13 protein-coding genes and 10 tRNA genes are annotated in these 17,649 nt (G+C 34.2%); 22 read left to right on the plus strand and 1 reads right to left on the minus strand.

The genetic code is table 11. The features are described from left to right. Positions 1-86: 86 nt before the first annotated feature. The 20 genes from PBV87_RS05925 to galE all read left to right on the plus strand — a co-directional run bounded on the left by PBV87_RS05925 (position 87) and on the right by galE (position 15,058). Positions 87-158, plus strand: a tRNA-Asn gene (locus tag PBV87_RS05925). 8 nt (positions 159-166) lie between these two features. Beyond that, positions 167-238, plus strand: a tRNA-Glu gene (locus tag PBV87_RS05930). Between the two features lie 32 nt (positions 239-270). After that, positions 271-343: transfer RNA gene (locus tag PBV87_RS05935), tRNA-Thr, on the plus strand. 7 nt (positions 344-350) lie between these two features. Next, positions 351-424 (plus strand) — tRNA-Ile (locus PBV87_RS05940). Between the two features lie 32 nt (positions 425-456). Then, positions 457-530 (plus strand) — tRNA-Asp (locus tag PBV87_RS05945). A gap of 4 nt (positions 531-534) precedes the next feature. Beyond that, positions 535-607: transfer RNA gene (locus PBV87_RS05950), tRNA-Val, on the plus strand. A gap of 7 nt (positions 608-614) precedes the next feature. Continuing rightward, positions 615-698: transfer RNA gene (locus PBV87_RS05955), tRNA-Leu, on the plus strand. Between the two features lie 31 nt (positions 699-729). Beyond that, a tRNA-Arg gene (locus PBV87_RS05960) sits at positions 730-803 on the plus strand. Positions 804-845: 42 nt separating this feature from the next. Further along, a tRNA-Arg gene (locus tag PBV87_RS05965) sits at positions 846-919 on the plus strand. A 30-nt stretch (positions 920-949) separates the two neighbouring features. Then, a tRNA-Thr gene (locus PBV87_RS05970) sits at positions 950-1,022 on the plus strand. Between the two features lie 202 nt (positions 1,023-1,224). Next, positions 1,225-3,387 (plus strand): 1,3-beta-galactosyl-N-acetylhexosamine phosphorylase, encoded by a 2,163-nt coding sequence (gene gnpA, locus PBV87_RS05975; RefSeq protein ID WP_271011501.1) that lies wholly within the window; start codon positions 1,225-1,227, stop codon positions 3,385-3,387. Positions 3,388-3,618: 231 nt separating this feature from the next. Next, positions 3,619-5,370 carry a sensor histidine kinase gene (locus PBV87_RS05980; protein WP_271011502.1) on the plus strand — a complete coding sequence of 584 codons (1,752 nt, stop codon included), beginning with the start codon at positions 3,619-3,621 and terminating at the stop codon, positions 5,368-5,370. Beyond that, positions 5,371-6,933, plus strand: coding sequence for a response regulator transcription factor (locus PBV87_RS05985; protein ID WP_271011503.1), 1,563 nt, complete (start codon positions 5,371-5,373; stop codon positions 6,931-6,933). 127 nt (positions 6,934-7,060) lie between these two features. Continuing rightward, the gene (locus tag PBV87_RS05990; RefSeq protein WP_271011504.1) at positions 7,061-8,446 is read left to right on the plus strand and encodes a carbohydrate ABC transporter substrate-binding protein; all 1,386 of its coding nucleotides are present in this window, start codon (positions 7,061-7,063) and stop codon (positions 8,444-8,446) included. A gap of 96 nt (positions 8,447-8,542) precedes the next feature. Beyond that, positions 8,543-9,454, plus strand: coding sequence for a carbohydrate ABC transporter permease (locus PBV87_RS05995; RefSeq protein ID WP_271011505.1), 912 nt, complete (start codon positions 8,543-8,545; stop codon positions 9,452-9,454). 11 nt (positions 9,455-9,465) lie between these two features. Continuing rightward, on the plus strand, positions 9,466-10,317 hold the full coding sequence (locus PBV87_RS06000) for a carbohydrate ABC transporter permease (RefSeq protein ID WP_271011506.1): 852 nt from the start codon (positions 9,466-9,468) through the stop codon (positions 10,315-10,317). A 216-nt stretch (positions 10,318-10,533) separates the two neighbouring features. Beyond that, positions 10,534-11,982: an arylsulfatase gene (locus PBV87_RS06005; RefSeq protein ID WP_271011507.1), complete on the plus strand. Its 1,449-nt coding sequence runs from the start codon at positions 10,534-10,536 to the stop codon at positions 11,980-11,982. A gap of 24 nt (positions 11,983-12,006) precedes the next feature. Then, positions 12,007-12,927 carry a nucleotidyltransferase family protein gene (locus PBV87_RS06010; RefSeq protein WP_053984908.1) on the plus strand — a complete coding sequence of 307 codons (921 nt, stop codon included), beginning with the start codon at positions 12,007-12,009 and terminating at the stop codon, positions 12,925-12,927. A 1-nt stretch (position 12,928) separates the two neighbouring features. Next, on the plus strand, positions 12,929-14,032 hold the full coding sequence (locus tag PBV87_RS06015) for a phosphotransferase enzyme family protein (RefSeq protein ID WP_271011508.1): 1,104 nt from the start codon (positions 12,929-12,931) through the stop codon (positions 14,030-14,032). A gap of 18 nt (positions 14,033-14,050) precedes the next feature. Next, positions 14,051-15,058 carry a UDP-glucose 4-epimerase GalE gene (gene galE, locus PBV87_RS06020; protein ID WP_271011509.1) on the plus strand — a complete coding sequence of 336 codons (1,008 nt, stop codon included), beginning with the start codon at positions 14,051-14,053 and terminating at the stop codon, positions 15,056-15,058. A 72-nt stretch (positions 15,059-15,130) separates the two neighbouring features. Here galE and PBV87_RS06025 read toward each other — a convergent pair whose 3' ends face one another. After that, entirely contained in the window at positions 15,131-15,886 is a 756-nt protein-coding gene (locus tag PBV87_RS06025) for a DUF6062 family protein (protein ID WP_053984905.1), read from the minus strand. Positions 15,887-16,046: 160 nt separating this feature from the next. Here PBV87_RS06025 and PBV87_RS06030 point away from each other — a divergent pair, with 160 nt between their 5' ends. Both PBV87_RS06030 and groES read left to right on the plus strand, forming a co-directional pair. After that, positions 16,047-16,994 (plus strand): DNA-3-methyladenine glycosylase family protein, encoded by a 948-nt coding sequence (locus PBV87_RS06030; protein WP_271011510.1) that lies wholly within the window; start codon positions 16,047-16,049, stop codon positions 16,992-16,994. Between the two features lie 342 nt (positions 16,995-17,336). Next, on the plus strand, positions 17,337-17,621 hold the full coding sequence (gene groES, locus PBV87_RS06035) for a co-chaperone GroES (RefSeq protein ID WP_053984903.1): 285 nt from the start codon (positions 17,337-17,339) through the stop codon (positions 17,619-17,621). Positions 17,622-17,649 lie beyond the last annotated feature (28 nt).

The raw sequence follows: 17,649 nt of genomic DNA on the forward strand, positions 1-17,649 counted from the left end.
AGGTTAAAAAAATGGTTATGTTTAGTTTTGAAAGTATAAAAAATTACTTGACATAGTTCAAGTGAAATGATATACTTATCAAGTATTCCTCGATAGCTCAGCGGCAGAGCATTCGGCTGTTAACCGAAGGGTCGTAGGTTCGAACCCTACTCGGGGAGTTTAATAAGGCCCATTGGTCAAGCGGTTAAGACACCGCCCTTTCACGGCGGTAACAGGAGTTCGATTCTCCTATGGGTCATTGTAAGTTAATAGCAACAGTTCACAGAATACGCCGACGTGGCTCAATTGGCAGAGCAGCTGACTTGTAATCAGCAGGTTATCGGTTCGAGTCCGATCGTCGGCTTCAGTGAGGGCCCTTAGCTCAGTTGGTTAGAGCATCCGGCTCATAACCGGACGGTCCTGGGTTCGAGTCCCCGAGGGCCCACTGTAAAACTATTAAATTACATATTTCAGCAAGGCCCAGTGGTACAGTTGGTTAGCACGCCGCCCTGTCACGGCGGAGGTCGAGGGTTCGAGTCCCTTCTGGGTCGTTTTGGTCGCTTAGCTCAGCTGGGAGAGCACCTGCCTTACAAGCAGGGGGTCATAGGTTCAAGCCCTATAGCGACCATTAATATGCCCGAGTGGCGGAACTGGCAGACGCACAGGACTTAAAATCCTGCGAGCTAACCCTCGTACCGGTTCGATTCCGGTCTCGGGCATATTTACCAAAAAGATTAAAAATAATATTATGTGCGCATAGCTCAGCTGGATAGAGCGTCTGACTACGGATCAGAAGGCCGAGGGTTCGAATCCTTCTGTGCACGTTTCTTTTAATCAAATATAAAAGAATATATAATTAATATCATGTGCGCATAGCTCAGCTGGATAGAGCGTCTGACTACGGATCAGAAGGCCGAGGGTTCGAATCCTTCTGTGCACGTTATTTTTTTGCTCAAAAAGTAAGAAAAGTGCCGACGTGGCTCAATTGGCAGAGCAGCTGACTTGTAATCAGCAGGTTATCGGTTCGAGTCCGATCGTCGGCTTAATATAAAAGAGGAATTAAAGTAGAATTTACTTTAATTCCTCTTTTTCGTTTATCTTGTTAGTATTACTTTTAAGCCTACATCGAGAGAAAGTAAAAAAAATATATATTAAGGTCAATAAATTGCATTTCCAAGTATAGAGATTACCAGTATGATTAGAACATAAACTAAATAAATCTATATGAAGCATATGGAGGCCTATATGGAAAATACAAAGAGAATGGGAAGAGTTACAATTCCTACACAAGTAGGATTTGACCAAGAAACAATAGAGCTGATTGCTAGATGGGGAGCGGATGCAATAAGAGATTGTGATGGTACTAAGTTACCAGACTCTATTAAAAAGGAAGTTGAAAAAGTATATACAACTTACTTCTTAACTAGAGGTGACCAAGAATGGGCTTATAGTAATCAAGAAGATCTACAACAATTTTATTTAATGAGTGAATATACCTTAGCTGAAGGGAATACATTAGAAATTGATTTATTAAAGGGCTTTTTTGAGCAGCAAATTCGTATTGATGAATTACATGATGCTAAAGAATGGTGGGAAGTTATAGACCGTACAACAGAGGAACGTGTAGCAAAAGAAAGCTGGTCTTATAATAATGGAAAAGTAACCATTGAGAATGCTATTCCTTGGCATGAATATACAGTAAGCTTTTTATCTTATGCTATTTGGGATCCGACTCAAATGTATAATCATATTACAAATGATTGGGGCGATAAGCTTCATGAGATGCCATATGATGCAAGAAAACCTAAAACACGTGACCACATGCTTAAAATTCTTAAAGAATGGTTGAATGAAAATGAAGATTGTACAGTAGTTCGTTTCACAACATTTTTCTATCATTTCACATTAGTATTTAATGATTTAGCTAAGGAGAAGTTTGTAGACTGGTTTGGATATAGTGCAAGTATTAGTCCAGATGCTTTAGAAGCTTTTCAACAAGAAAGAGGTTACAAATTAACACCAGAAGATATTGTTAACAAAGGATACTATAATTCACCATTTTGTGTACCTTCAAAAGCCTATTTAGATTTGTTAGATTTCCAGCAACAATTTGTATGTGAACTTGCAGCTAAATGTGTAGAAATGGCACATGAAAGAGGTAAAGAAGCCATGATGTTTTTGGGTGATAACTGGATTGGAACAGAACCATATGGTAAACATTTTGAAAAAATTAAGTTAGATGCAGTAGTTGGGTCTGTAGGAAGTGGTGCAACACTTCGTATGATTTCAGATATTCCTCATGTTAAATATACAGAAGGGCGTTTCCTTCCATATTTCTTCCCAGATACATTCCATGAAGGGGGAGATCCGGTAAAGGAGGCCAGAGAAAACTGGCTTTGTGCAAGACGCGCGATTATGCGTAAGCCTGTTGACCGTATTGGGTATGGTGGTTATTTAAGCTTAGCTGCACAGTTCCCTGACTTTGTAGAGTATGTAGAGCATGTATGTAATGAATTTAGAGAAATCTATGAGAATATTAATGGAACAAAACCTTATGTAGCACCATTTAAAGTAGCGGTATTAAACTCTTGGGGTAAACTCAGAAGTTGGCAAACACATATGGTTGCTCATGCATTATGGTACAAACAAATTTATTCTTATATTGGAATTATTGAAGCTTTAAGTGGTATGGCAGTAGATGTAGAATTTATTAGCTTTGATCAAATTAAAGAAGAAGGTATACCAGAAGGAGTGGGTGTTATTATTAATGCTGGTGACGCCGGTACAGCATGGAGTGGCGGAGAAAATTGGAATGATGAGAAGGTTATTACTACAATCCGTGAATGGGTATATAATGGTGGAGGCTTTATTGGTGTAGGAGAACCATCAGCTTACTTAAAGGGTGGTCATTTCTTCCAGTTAGCTGATTTACTTGGTGTAGATAAAGAAGTAGGATTTACACTAAGTACAAGAAAGTACAATCAAACACCAATTAAAGATCATTTCCTTCTAGAAGATGTAACAGAGCCTTTAGATTTTGGAGAAGGTATGAAGAATATCTATGCTAAGCCAAATGCTACAGTTCTTAATATAGAAAAAGAAGATGTAGGATTAGCAGTTAATCAATATGGTAAAGGCAGAGGCATTTATATATCAGGATTGCCATATAGTGCTCAAAATACAAGACTGTTATTACGTGCATGTTACTTTGCAGCATCTAAGGAAGCGTTATTTAATAGTTGGAGTACGACTAACCCATATACAGAATGTACATATTATCCAGAGACGAAGAAAATGGCAGTTATTAATAACACTTATGAAGAACAAATAACAACGGTATATTTTGAGGGCGGCAATAAGCAAGAAATTACACTTGAACCAATGGGCATTAAATGGTTTAATATCTAAAATTAAATAAATAAGTAAATAGAAAAAAGAGAAAGGCTATAACTTAACAAAGATTAGGTTATAGCTTTTTTGGATTTATAAGTAATTTATAGAAAAATAAATATAAAATAATAAAATTTTGCTAATTTTAAGCTTATAAAGTATAATTAAGGGTGAATATAATTGTATAAAAGAATTTAAATTATATATAAATAGATTTATGTAAAAATGTATAACTTGGGGGAAGATACTTTGCGTAAACGACTTAAATTAAAATTGAGAAATATATCTATTGAAAAACGGTTAGCATATGCATTTTTTTTACTTTCATTAATTCCAATATTATTTGTAGGGATGTTATCAACGACCATAGCTAAACATTCTATTATTGAGAAGAGCACCAATTATATTGTTCAGCTCATGGATGCAGTAGAAGATAATCTACAAAACAAATTAAAAGGGTATGAAGGTTTTCTAAATGAATTAATGGTCAATTCATTAGTACAGCGTAGTTTTCAAGTGGATGATATAGCAACTAATGCAGATAAGGCGAAAATGAATAATCAAATTAATGACATGCTTATTACAAAGATGTCATCCTATCCTTATATACGAGATATGAAAATGATTAATCTAGGAGGAGAAGTCATTTATCAACGTGGCTATTTGTTAAATGATGATACACATATAAAAAGTATTGTTAACTCTATAAATCATATAGGTGGGGGTGTACAATGTTTCAAGCAATCGATTTATGGAGAAGACTATATTGTACTATCTAAAAAGATTAATTCAGCCTATACCCAAAAAGAAGTAGGATATATTGTTCTTATTATTAAAGAGGATGCTGTTAGAGTAATCTATGAGGAAATAGATTTAGGAAAAGGAGCAAATGTTTATTTAGTAGATAACAACCAACAAATTATTTCATCACAATATGAAGTAGAAGAAGATATATTTAGTGAAAGATTATTAAAGAGCTATAGAGAGTCTAAAAAGCAGGGACAGGATTATTTTGAGTATGTAGAAGGGAAAAACCACTATACTGTTGTAGGAGGAAGTATAAAGACATTTGGAATAGATTGTATAGCTACTATCCCTAATGATCATTTTTTAACAGAGATTAAAGAAATGGAAAGAAGTGTAGTGGGTATCATTATTATATGCTTTTTCCTATCCATAGTTTCGTCTAAGATTATTTGTAAAAGTATTATTGATCCTTTGAAAAAGCTAAAAGGTTATATTAGTAGTGCTATGGAGGACAAGTTTAATACAGCTTATATAGATGATAGTCCAGATGAACTAGGAGTACTTGGAAGAAACTATGTCCAGATTACTAATGAAATGCATGAGATGATTCAGAAGATTGCAAGGGATGAAAAAGAGCGTAGAGAACTAGAGTTAAATATGTTACAAGCTCAGATTAACCCTCATTTCTTATTTAATACATTAAATTCTCTAAGATGGATTGCTATGATGAGTGGGGCAGATAGTGTAAGTGAAGGTATTTTAGCACTTTCTGACCTATTAAAAAATACAATTATTCAAAAAGCACAGTACATAACTATTGCAAATGAACTAGAAAATGTTAAGAACTACATACTTATTCAGAAACTACGTTATGGTGATTCTTTTAAATTAGATCTACATGTAGATAAAGCATTAATGAACTATAATACATTAAAATTTATTTTACAACCTATTGTTGAGAATGCCATTATTCATGGTATTCGTTCAGATGAAAGTTTATTGACTATTAGTATAAGCATAAAAGAAGAAAAAGAAGGGCTATTTATTGAAGTAAATGATGATGGTAAAGGCTTTGATATCACACAGATGGAGGGTAGTGAAGGAAAGGATATTAGATTATCAGGTATAGGTATTAATAATGTTATTGATCGTATACGTATTAACTTTGGAGAACCATATGGCGTACAAATTAACAGTGAAATAGGAGAAGGTACACAGGTTAAACTATATATACCAAAACTGGGGGAGGTTTAAATGTATAACGTATTAATAGTAGATGATGAGAAGATTATTCGTATAGGTATGAGAACGATTATAGATTGGGAAGCTTATGGATTTAGGGTAGCAGAAATTGTAAGTGATGGAGAGCAGGCTTTAGAGATTATAGAAAATCAAGAAATTGATTTAGTTATAACAGATATTAAAATGCCTAAGATGGATGGTATACAGCTAGTGAAGGCACTTAAAGAGAGAGAGTTTGAAGGACAAATTATTATGCTTACAAGCTATGGCGAATTCGACTTAACACGTGAGTGCCTTAGATATGGTGTGCATGATTATTTATTAAAAGGAACATTACGTTCCTCTGAACTTGCTCAGGCCTTAGAAGCTGTACAGCCTAAGTTAAAGAAAAGAGTAGCGAAGACACAAGAAGTAGACCAAGAAGGAAAGCAAAAAGAACAAGAACTTATAAAAGAGATTATTCCAAAGGTACTAAAAGATACAACCTTTACACCACCAGTAGCAGCATTTGGAAAGAGCTATCAATTTTTAGTGATTAAACATATCAAAAGTAAGTTTGAACAAGAAAGAAATATGGATAGAACACTTAAAGATTATGGTACAGCTATACAAAATATTATATCAGAGGTTCTACCTAAGAGAGGCAAACCTTTTTTAGTATTTGAAGGGGATTGGTGCTTATATAGTTTGCCAACATCAAGTGAGATGAGTCATCAAGAGGTCCTTAAGATTAGCCTACAGATACAGAATTTGATTAAACTATATACTAACATAAAGGTTATAGGGGTAATTGGCAGGTCTATCTATACAACTCATGACTTGGTAGACTCTATAGAAAAATGTATGCAAGTTGCGGGAATGGCCTTTTACTGTGGGTATCAAGATGTATTAAAAGAAGAAAAAGTTCATGGACTTAAAGACTATAAATTTAAAGATAAAAGTACCTATGAAAAGCAGTTACATAGTGCTATGAAAAAGGGAAGCTATGCAGAAGCAATACATACGTTAGAAGCCTATATAGAGAAGTTAAGAGAATACTATATTCCGCAAAAACAAGTAGAGCAGATTCTAAATAATATCTTGCATAGATTTATATTAGACTATGGCATTTACTTAGATAAAAATAAGGAGCACTTAGAAAATATTATTGATAAATATAGAAAGAGTACCTTATTAGAGGAATATCATGCATTGATTAATGAACTTATTTATACTATTTGTACTTATATGGAACAAGTGAGGGATAAACATTATCGCAAAGAGATTGTAGAAATCATGGATTATGTAGAAGAGCATATTGGTGAAAAGATTACTTTGGCCTCTATAGCCAGCCAAGTAAATATGAATGAGAGCTATATAAGTAGGCTTTTTAAGAATGAAACAGGCATGAATATTATTAACTATATAAACATACGCAAAATGGAAAAAGCCAAGGAACTTTTAAGTGAAAAGAATATGATTGTTAAGGATGTAGCTTATGCATTAGGATTTGAGGAACAATCTTATTTTAATAGGATGTTTAATAAATACTTTGGTGTAAATCCAAAGGAGTATAAAAAATGTACAAATACATAACCATTATATGAAGTGCAGTGTAAAAATTATACAAAACGTAGTAAATAAAGTTTATTTAAAATTAACCTAATGTTTACTATAATCTAATTAGAAAAGCGAAACAGCTTCATCTAAGGAGGAAATTACTGTGAAAAGAAAATTTATTGCAACTTTAATGGCAACAGCAGTTATGGGATCAATGTTTACAGGATGTTCAAGTACGACACAACCAGAGACACCAAGTCAAACTCCAGATACACAAACAACTCAGGAAGCTCCAAAAACAGAAGAGCCAGCAGATTCAGCAGAAAAACAAGTATTAGATATTGCAGTATTTGAAGGTGGATATGGTAGAGCTTACTGGGATGCAGTAGCAGAAGCTTTTGAAAAACAAAATCCAAATGTAGATGTAGTAGTAAATGCCAATCCTGAAATTGGTGAAATCATTCGTCCAGACTTATTATCAGGCAATGCACCAGACTTTATCTACTTACCATCAACTAATAAATCAGGTATTACAGATGCATTAGTAAAAGATAAACTTTTAGCAGATCTTTCAGACGTATTTGCGGATTCTGAGATTAAAGATAAAATGTTACCAGGATTTATTGATAACGTAGCAACACAACCTTATGGAGATGGTAAAGTTTATTTAGCACCACTTTATTACTCAACAACAGGTCTTTTCTATAACAAAACAGTATTCGAACAAAATAATTGGGATGTACCAGTAACATGGGATGAATTCTTCGCTCTTGGAGATAAAGCGAAAGAAGCAGGACGCTCACTCTTTACATACCAAGGTCTTGCACCAGGTTACTTAGAAGCTGTACTTTTACCAGCTATTACAGCTAAAGTTGGTCCAGATAACTTTATCAAAGCACTTAACTATGAAGATGGTGCTTGGGAACAACCAGGTATTGTAGAAGCAATGGATAAAATTGCTCAGATTGCAACAGGTGGTTACTTAATGGATGGTACAGTAGCACTTAGCCATACACAAGCTCAACAACAATGGTTAAAAGGAGATGCTCTTTTCATTCCATGTGGTAGTTGGTTAGAAGGTGAAATGGCAGATTCTCCAAGAGAAGATGGATTTGAATGGGGATTCACAGCTGCACCAGTATTTGATAAAAATGATACAAAATATGTATTTACTACAGTAGAAGAAATGTTTATTCCAGCAGCATCTGATAATGTAGCTCTTGCAAAGGAATTCTTAAAATTCCAATATTCAGATGAAGCAGTAGCACTTAATGCACAAAATGCTAAAGGTATTCCACCAGTAAAAGATGCAGCAGAACAACTTAAAGATGTTGTATCACCAGCAACTTATGAAACATACAAATTATTTGACCAAGGGTATGAACCATCTATCTTAAGATTTGGTAGTGTTCAAGGTACAGAAGTTAGCCCAAGAAATGAATTATTTGGTCAAGCAGCATCTGTTATGAATGGTGAAATGACAGGAGCACAGTGGGCAGCGCATATGGAAAGTGTATCTGATTCAGTTAGAGATTACGTAGTAAAATAACAATAATTTATCGGAGCAAGTAACGGGAGAGGTATGTTTTTTGCCACCTCTCCTTTTTTTGCCCAGAATACTAAGTTTAATGGAGGAGATAGCGATATGATCAGTCTAAAAAAGCTTATGCCTAAAAAACAACGTACTCGCAATAACATAGCCATTGCGCTATCATTAATACCTGCGTTATGCCTCTACACTTTATTTGTGATTTATCCAACGTTTGATGTATTTAAAACCTCTCTTTTTCAATGGAGTGGATTATCACCAACTAAGACTTTTGTAGGATTTGATAACTTTATCAGGCTATTTAATGATCCCAAATTTTGGTTAGCACTTAAAAACACATTGTTCTTATTAGTCGTATGTACGATTATTACAATGTTTTTATCTTTATTTTTTGCAGCAGCACTTACACAAACAAAACTTAAGGAGAAAAATTTCTACCGTGTACTTTTCTTCTTCCCCAATGTTCTATCTATCGTAGTTATTGGTGTACTTTTTAGTAATATTTATGAACCGAATACAGGAATCTTAAATTCATTATTAAGAGGGATAGGACTAGATAACTTAGCAAAACCATGGTTAGGATCAGGGAGCACGGTACTGTGGGCAATAGCAATTGCTATGGTATGGCAAGCAGTTGGCTACTATATGGTTATGTACATGGCTGGTATGGACGGTATCTCACCTGAGTTATATGAAGCTGCAGATATTGATGGAGCTGGTAAAGCAACACAGTTTTTTAAAATCACCATTCCAATGATTTGGAGTATCATTCGTGTAACTATGGTATTCTTCATTACTTCAACACTTAATATGAGTTTCTTATTTGTAAATGTTATGACAGATGGTGGGCCTAATAGTCAATCAGAAGTACTTCTTACATATATGTACAGACAGGCATTTACAAATTCAAACTTTGGGTATGCGATGGCAATTGCAGTAATTATCTTTGTAATCGCCTTTACACTTGCAATCATTAGTAATCTTTTAACTAAAAATAAAGGGGCATAGGAGGTGACCTTATGGAAAAGAAACAGACACATAACCTTGGGAGAATAATGAATACCACACTACTTCGATGTGTGCTTATTATAACAAGTGTACTTGTCATATTGCCTATTACTTGGGTAATCTACACGTCTTTCAAAACAAGTGCAGAATTCCTCAAAAATCCTTGGGCACTTCCAAGCACACTGAATTGGCAAAACTATGCAAATGCTATTGATAAAGCAAATATGGGAAGCTATTTCATCAATTCTATAGGGGTTACATTAGGGTCATTAATCTTATTATTTATCCTAATAGTACCAGTAGCATATGCTTTGTCACGATTTGAATTTAAATTAAATAAATGGATTGTCATGCTTTTTATGGCAGGGTTATTCATTAGTTCCAATTATATTGTTGTTCCAATCTTTATGATTTTAAAAGATCTTGGTGGATTAAATAAATTATGGGTTTTATGTTTTGTATATGCGGCAACAACCATGCCGTTTAATACCTATCTTCTTACTGGATTTATGCAAGGTATTCCAAAGGAGTACGAGGAAGCGGCACAGATTGACGGATGTGGTTATTGGGGAACTTTATTCAAGGTAATTATTCCAATGTCAAAACCAGGTTTTGTAACAATAGGTGTTTTTGCATTTATGTCTTATTGGAATGAATACATTATGGCATTAACTGTACTTAAACCAGACAAATATACTTTACCTGTAGGGCTTAAGAACTTGATGGAAGTTCAAAAGTATGCAACAGATTGGGGTGCAATGTTTGCAGGACTTGTAATAGTTATGGTACCTACTATGTTATTCTACGCATTGGTACAAAAACGACTAACATCAGGTCTTAGTATAGGTGGTTTAAAGGGTTAAAACAGAATTAAATAGGTATACAAATAGAGGTATGAAAGGAGACTTTCATACCTTATTTTACATATAAGTAAAAAACACTAAAAAAATGAAAAAAAATTTACTTAATGAGTAGTAATTTCAGATTAATTCAACTATAATATAAGAGAGGATGAAAGTAAAAAAACAAATCCTCCTTTAGTAAAGGTAAGTTCAGATCAATTTGAGAGAGGGAATGAAATGACAAGACCTAATATTATACTAATAGTAGATGACCAGCACCGGGGTGATTGTCTAGGGATAGCAGGACATCCAGATGTTAAAACACCTTACATCGATAGTTTAGCTCAGAGGGGGATATTGTTTGAGAATGCTTATAGTGCATGTCCAACATGTATACCAGCTAGAGCAGCACTTATGACTGGAATGTCTCAGGAAAATCATAAGCGTGTAGGCTATCAAGATGGAGTAACATGGGATTATGAACATACTTTAGCAGGAGAACTTTCAAAAGCGGGTTATTATACTCAATGTGTCGGAAAGATGCATGTGAGTCCATTAAGAAATTTACTAGGATTTCATCATATAGAATTACATGACGGATATTTACATCATAACCGTTATGCATCAACACCTTATTATGAAAATCAAAAAGTAGCAGATGATTATCTTTATTGGTTAAAAGAAGAAAAAGGTATTTCTTGTGACATAATAGATACAGGTATTGAATGTAATTCATGGGTAGCAAGACCTTGGATGTATGATGAACAGCTTCACCCAACCAATTGGGTAATCAATCGTTCATTGGATTTCTTAAGAAGAAGAGACCGTCAAAAACCATTCTTCTTAATGACTTCATTTGTACGCCCACATCCACCATTTGATGCACCACAATGTTATTTCGATATGTATAGAGATAAAAAACTAGCCACACCATATGTAGGAGAATGGGCAGATCAAGAAAGCTATAAGAAATGGGGAAGAGTGTATGATTCTTCAGAAGGTATTGCCGATCCAGAATTATTAAGGCAGGCACAAGTAGGATATTATGCATGTATTACCCATATCGATCATCAAATAGGTAGATTGATTCAAGCCTTAATAGAAGAGCAAATTTATGATAATACGATAATCTTATTTGTATCGGATCATGGTGAATTATTAGGCGATCATCATATGTTTAGAAAAACAAGACCTTATCAAGGAAGCATTAAAGTACCATTTATCTTATCAGGACCAGATTGGCTTGTGCCAAGAAATGGTGAAGTTACGACGAACTTAGTTGAACTAAGAGATGTAATGCCAACATTACTTGATTTTGCTGGAGCGGATATTCCAGATAGTGTAGATGGAAAAAGTGTCAGAATACAACCTAAAGACAAGGTAAAAGAAAGTAAGACATCCTGGAGAACTTATATTCATGGTGAGCATTCAGGTGGTCATATGGGGAATCAATATATCGTTACAGAAAGTGATAAATATATTTGGTATACCCAATCAGGCAAAGAACAGTTTTTTGATTTAAAAGATGACCCACATGAAGTGGTTAATCATATAGATACACCTGAGTATCAAGAAAGAATAGGACAATTACGTAATATTCTCATTCAAGAGCTCAAAGATAGACGAGAAGGTTATTCAGATGGGACTAGGCTTATTGTAGGATGTCCAGAAAAAGCAATACTTTAAAGTATACCAAGGGAGGAAGAAACAATGGAAAAACAACCTATTTTAGTAATCATGGCAGCAGGGATGGGAAGTCGTTATGGAGGATTAAAACAAATTGATCCAGTAGGAGCACACAAAGAACTTATTATTGATTTTTCTATTTTTGATGCTATTCAGGCTGGATTTAAAAAAATTGTATTTATTATTAAAAAAGTAGATGAAGAAGCATTTAGAGAAGCTATTGGAGATCGTATTGAAAAATACATAGAGACAGAATATGTTTATCAAGATTTAGAAAATATACCTGCAGGTTATAGTGCACCAAGTGAGCGTACAAAACCATGGGGAACAGGTCATGCTATTCTTTCTTGTAAAGAAAAGGTAGATCAACCTTTTGCAGTTATTAATGCAGATGATTACTATGGACCAGAAGCCTTTAAGAAAATCTATAATTTCTTATTAGAAGCAGAAGATGATGACAAATACCGCTATGCAATGGTAGGATATACATTAAGTAATACACTTACAGAGCACGGTCATGTAGCGAGAGGGGTTTGTAGCTGTATAGGGGACCAACTTGAATCTATTTGTGAACGTACACACATTGCTTATCATGAAGGGCAATCACAATTTTTAGAAGGTGAGACTTGGACACCAGTAGATAAAGATTCTATTGTATCTATGAATTTATGGGGATTTACACCAAGTATCTTTAATACTTTAGAAGAAGAGTTTATAAAGTTCTTAGATAGAGAGCTTACAAATAATCCTCTTAAATCAGAATTCTTCTTACCTTCTGTAGTGGATGCACTTATTCAAAAGGATCAAGCTACCGTAACCGTATTACACTCAAAGGATAAATGGTATGGTGTAACTTACAAAGAAGATAAACCAGTTGTAGTAGCAGCTATCCAAGGTTTCCAAGCACAAGGCATTTATCCTTTAAAACTTTGGGAGGAGAGATAGTATGAAAGTAGAAGTCACATCAGAAGTTCTTAATCAAATGGTAAGTAAATTTAAATTTGAAGGTACTGTTAAGGGTACAGAACCAACAGGAAATGGGCATATCAATGATACTTATTTAGTAACAATGGAAGATGGCACAAGATACATTCTTCAGCGTATCAATCACCATATTTTTAAACAACCTATAGAACTTATGGAGAATATTGAGAAAGTATGTAATCATGTACGTGCAAAAATCGAAGCAACAGGTGGAGATGTATCTCGCGAGGTACTTACATTAATTCCAACTGTAGAAAATAAAACTTACGTTCAAGATGAAGTAGGCTACTATTGGAGAGCATACGCATTCATCACAGATTCAGTATCTTATGATGTAGTTCCAAGTAATGAAATTTTCTATAACTGTGCAAAGACATTTGGTACATTCCAAAAGCTTTTAACAGATTTTGATGCATCAAGTTTATATGAAACAATTCCTTATTTCCATAACACAAAGAATCGTTTCAAAAACTTTATGGCAGCTTATGAAAAAGATGCACTTGGACGTAGTGAATTTGTAAAAGATGAAATTCAATTTGTGCTTGATCATAAAGCAGATACAGAAAGACTGTTAGATTTATATGAAGCGGGCAAATTACCACTTCGTGTTACACATAACGATACAAAAATTAATAACGTTATGGTAGATGAAACAACACATGAAGGTATTTGTGTAATTGACTTAGATACAGTTATGCCAGGTCTTGCAGCTTATGATTTTGGTGATTGTATCCGTACAGGTGCAACTTCTGGAGAAGAAGATGAAAGAGATTTAAGCCTTATTAGATTTATGCCTGATCGCTTTGAAGCCTTTACAAAAGGATTCTTAGAAGCAGTTGGAGATAGCTTTGATAAAGAAGAAATCTATTCATTATTAGTAGGATCAAAAGTAATGACATTAGAATGTGGTATGCGTTTCTTAACGGATTACCTTGAAGGGGACCATTACTTCAAACTTCATAGAGAAAACCATAATTTAGATCGTGCAAGAACACAATTTAAATTAGTTCAAGATATGGAAGCACAATGGGAACAACTAGAAAATATCATTAAAAAATTCATGTAAACTTAAGGAGTGAATCAAATGGCAATTCTCGTAACAGGTGGTATGGGTTATATCGGAAGTCATACAACAATACAACTTATTGAAGCAGGATATGATGTTGTAATCTTAGATAACTTATGTAATTCAAAAGTAGAAGTATTAGACTATATCGAACAACTTGCAGGTAAACGTCCAGCCTTCTACAAAGCAGACTTATTAGATGAAGAAGCAACAGAACAAGTATTTAAAGAAAATAAAATTGATGCAGTTATCCACTTTGCAGGTCTTAAAGCAGTAGGAGAATCAGTACAAATTCCTTTAACTTACTATCACAATAACCTTACAGGTACATTAATTCTTTGTAAAATGATGCAAAAATATGATTGTAAAAAAATCGTATTTTCATCTTCAGCTACAGTATACGGCATGAACAACGAAGCACCATTCGTAGAAACAATGCCACTTAGTACAACTAACCCTTATGGAAGTACTAAACTTATGACAGAAATGATTCTTTCAGATCTTAATGTAGCAGACAAAGATTGGAGTGTTGTATTACTTCGTTACTTCAACCCAATCGGTGCACATGAGTCAGGTTTAATCGGGGAAGATCCAAATGGTATTCCAAATAACTTACTTCCTTATATTGCTCAAGTAGCAGTAGGCAAACTTGAAAAACTTAGTGTATTTGGAGATGACTACGAAACAGTAGATGGTACAGGTGTAAGAGATTACATCCACGTATGTGACCTTGCAGCAGGCCATATTGCGGCAGTAGACTATGCAATCAAACACACAGGTGTAGAAGCAATTAACTTAGGTACAGGTAATGGCTACAGCGTACTTCAAGTAGTTAAAGCTTTTGAAAAAGCTTGTGGACACCCAGTAAATTATCAAATTTCTCCAAGACGTGCAGGTGACATCGGTACATGTTATGCTGATGCTACAAAAGCAAAAGAATTATTAGGTTGGGAAGCTAAGAAAAATATCGATGAAATGTGTGAAGACACATGGAGATTTGCTTCTAGACATTACCAAACAAAATAAGCAGGTAAATGAAAAATTCCCTAGTTACAGGTCTATATAGAAGTGTAACTAGGGATTATTTTATAGAAGCATTTAATGTGCTTTTTTGAAAGGCTCATCTTGTACATAAATGCCAGCTAGCTTCTGAATACCGCGAGGAAGGGCATCTTGTGAGTTTTTCCATGGAGCAGATGCATTACGGTAGTCGTTTTTGTCGATAAACCAACCAATTTCATCTTCAATACGCTTAAGATTTTCTTTCATCATTTTTTTACTTGTTTCTAAGAAGAATGTTTTATTTTCTCCTTTTAATTGTGAAGGTGCCATTTCAAGAAGCATAGTGAAATGCTCTAGACACATCCCCTTACTATTTAAGAAGAGTGCTTTAAACTCATCGTTCGTTTGTAAAAGGTGGAAGAAAGTTTCCATATAACGTGTAAAGTTACGGTCAATACGTTCACAAATATAGCAACTATCTAATTGTTTGTGTAAAGAATCTGTAGTAGGTGAAGAAGCTGGCGTTGAACGTTTCATACGTTCAAAGAAACCAGGGCTTGGCAGCTCAGTGCTACTAAGAAGCTTATCTAAATCTTTTTCGAGCTTTTGATAATGAGTGTGCAAAATAAAAGCTAGACCTAAACGGTTACCATAGTCATAAAGTTTTTTATAATGGTCTTTGCAAAAGCCTAGGTGATCTGTTTCAGCACGTATATCATCTTCCATATAAGAGGCACCTAGAGTAAAGCTAATGGCATCTTGTTCAAGAGTACGATGAATAAAGCAAAAAGGGCACTCATCATGAGCAGTAAAAGCATCTGTTAGAGGTATGGTATAAAGGTTATCTTTCATAAAGGTCTCCTATCATAGTATAATAAACAGAGTTTGAGTAAAGTAAGTATATTAATCTGCTCTAGAACTCAACTCTATATGGTATTTAGGGTATAGCCCTATTATAACATATTGAATAGACTTATTAAGAATATTAAAGTCAAATTTAAAAAAGATTATTTTGGATAAAAGAGTAGTAAATGGTAATAATATGAAAAGTATTTTCAAGCATTTTACTGAAGGATGTGAGTCGATGGTAAGTAATCTAATAGTAGAACAAGTAGAGTGTTTTGATATTGGACAGATATTAGAAAGTGGACAGGTTTTTAGGTTTGAACAAATTAATGAAAATAGTTATATCCTTATAGCTAAGCAAAAGCGCATTAAGTTAGTTCAGCAGCCAGGTAGTAATAATCTTATGATCCATCATACAACAGTAGGTGAGTTTGATGAGATTTGGAAAGCATACTTTGATTTAGATACGGATTATAAAGGAATAAGTAAAACGTTATCTGATAAGGATGCTTATATGAAAGCCGCGATAGAATTTGGTTACGGTGTCCGTATATTAAAACAAGATCCTTGGGAAATGCTTATCTCATTTATCATTTCTCAAAATAAAGCAATTCCTCATATCAAGCAATGTATTGCTAACATTACAGAACGCTATGGTGATGAGATTGGTTATGACCATGATACTGATAAGACTTACTATACCTTTCCAACACCAGAGCAACTTTTAAGAGCTACAGAGGAAGAACTTAGAGAATGTAAGGTAGGATTTAGAGCACCTTATATTGTAGATGCTTGCAAGAAAGTAACAAGTGGTGAAGTAGATCTTAATGAACTCTATATCTTATCTGCTAGTGAGGCAAAAGAGAAGCTTATGCAAATTAAGGGAGTGGGACCTAAGGTATCCGATTGTATTTTACTTTTTGCCTACAGTAAAATGGATTTGTTCCCTACAGATGTATGGATTAAGCGTGTTATAGAAGGTATGTACTTTGAAGGGAAGGAAATTTCTTTAAAGGCGATTCAAACTTTTGCAAGAGAGTACTATGGTGACTTAGCAGGCTATGCACAACAGTATCTCTTCTTCTATGGTAGAGAGAACAACTTATATAAATAAGTAATGAGATAGCTTAATCATATATGTAAATATAGAATAAGGTCTACGCTTTCTAATAAAAGTAGATTTTTATTCAAAACCTAGCAGAATACCTATGTTTTTACAGAAGTTATATCTATTAAAAATAGATATAAACATAAAAAATTCACGAAAGAATAAGAGAATTAAAGGAAGCCATAGTAAGAATGAAAAATTGTAGTAAATAAATTAGAAAATAATTAAATTTAGACTTGCAATCTTTGAGAGAATGGCATAATATTATAGATGTAATTAGCACTCTAGATAGGTGAGTGCTAACAATTAAAAAATCATATACTTTATCTATAGAAGGAGGGTATTTTTATGAATTTAAGACCATTAGGCGACAGAGTCGTACTTAAACATTTAGAGGCTGAAGAAAAAACTCAATCAGGTATTATCTTAACAGGTGCCGCTAAAGAAAAACCACAAGAAGCTGAAGTTATTGCAGTAGGTCCAGGTGGAATCGTGGACGGTGAAAAAGTTGAAATGCAAGTAAAAGTAGGCGACAAAGTTATCTATTCAAAATACGCTGGCACAGATGTAACTTTAGATAAAGAAGAGTATATTATCGTTAAACAAAGCGATATCTTAGCAATCGTTGAATAATTAATCTTTATTATATAGAAAGAGCACA

It is taken from the genome of Holtiella tumoricola, assembly GCF_027857615.1.
GTDB lineage: Bacteria > Bacillota > Clostridia > Lachnospirales > Cellulosilyticaceae > Holtiella > Holtiella tumoricola.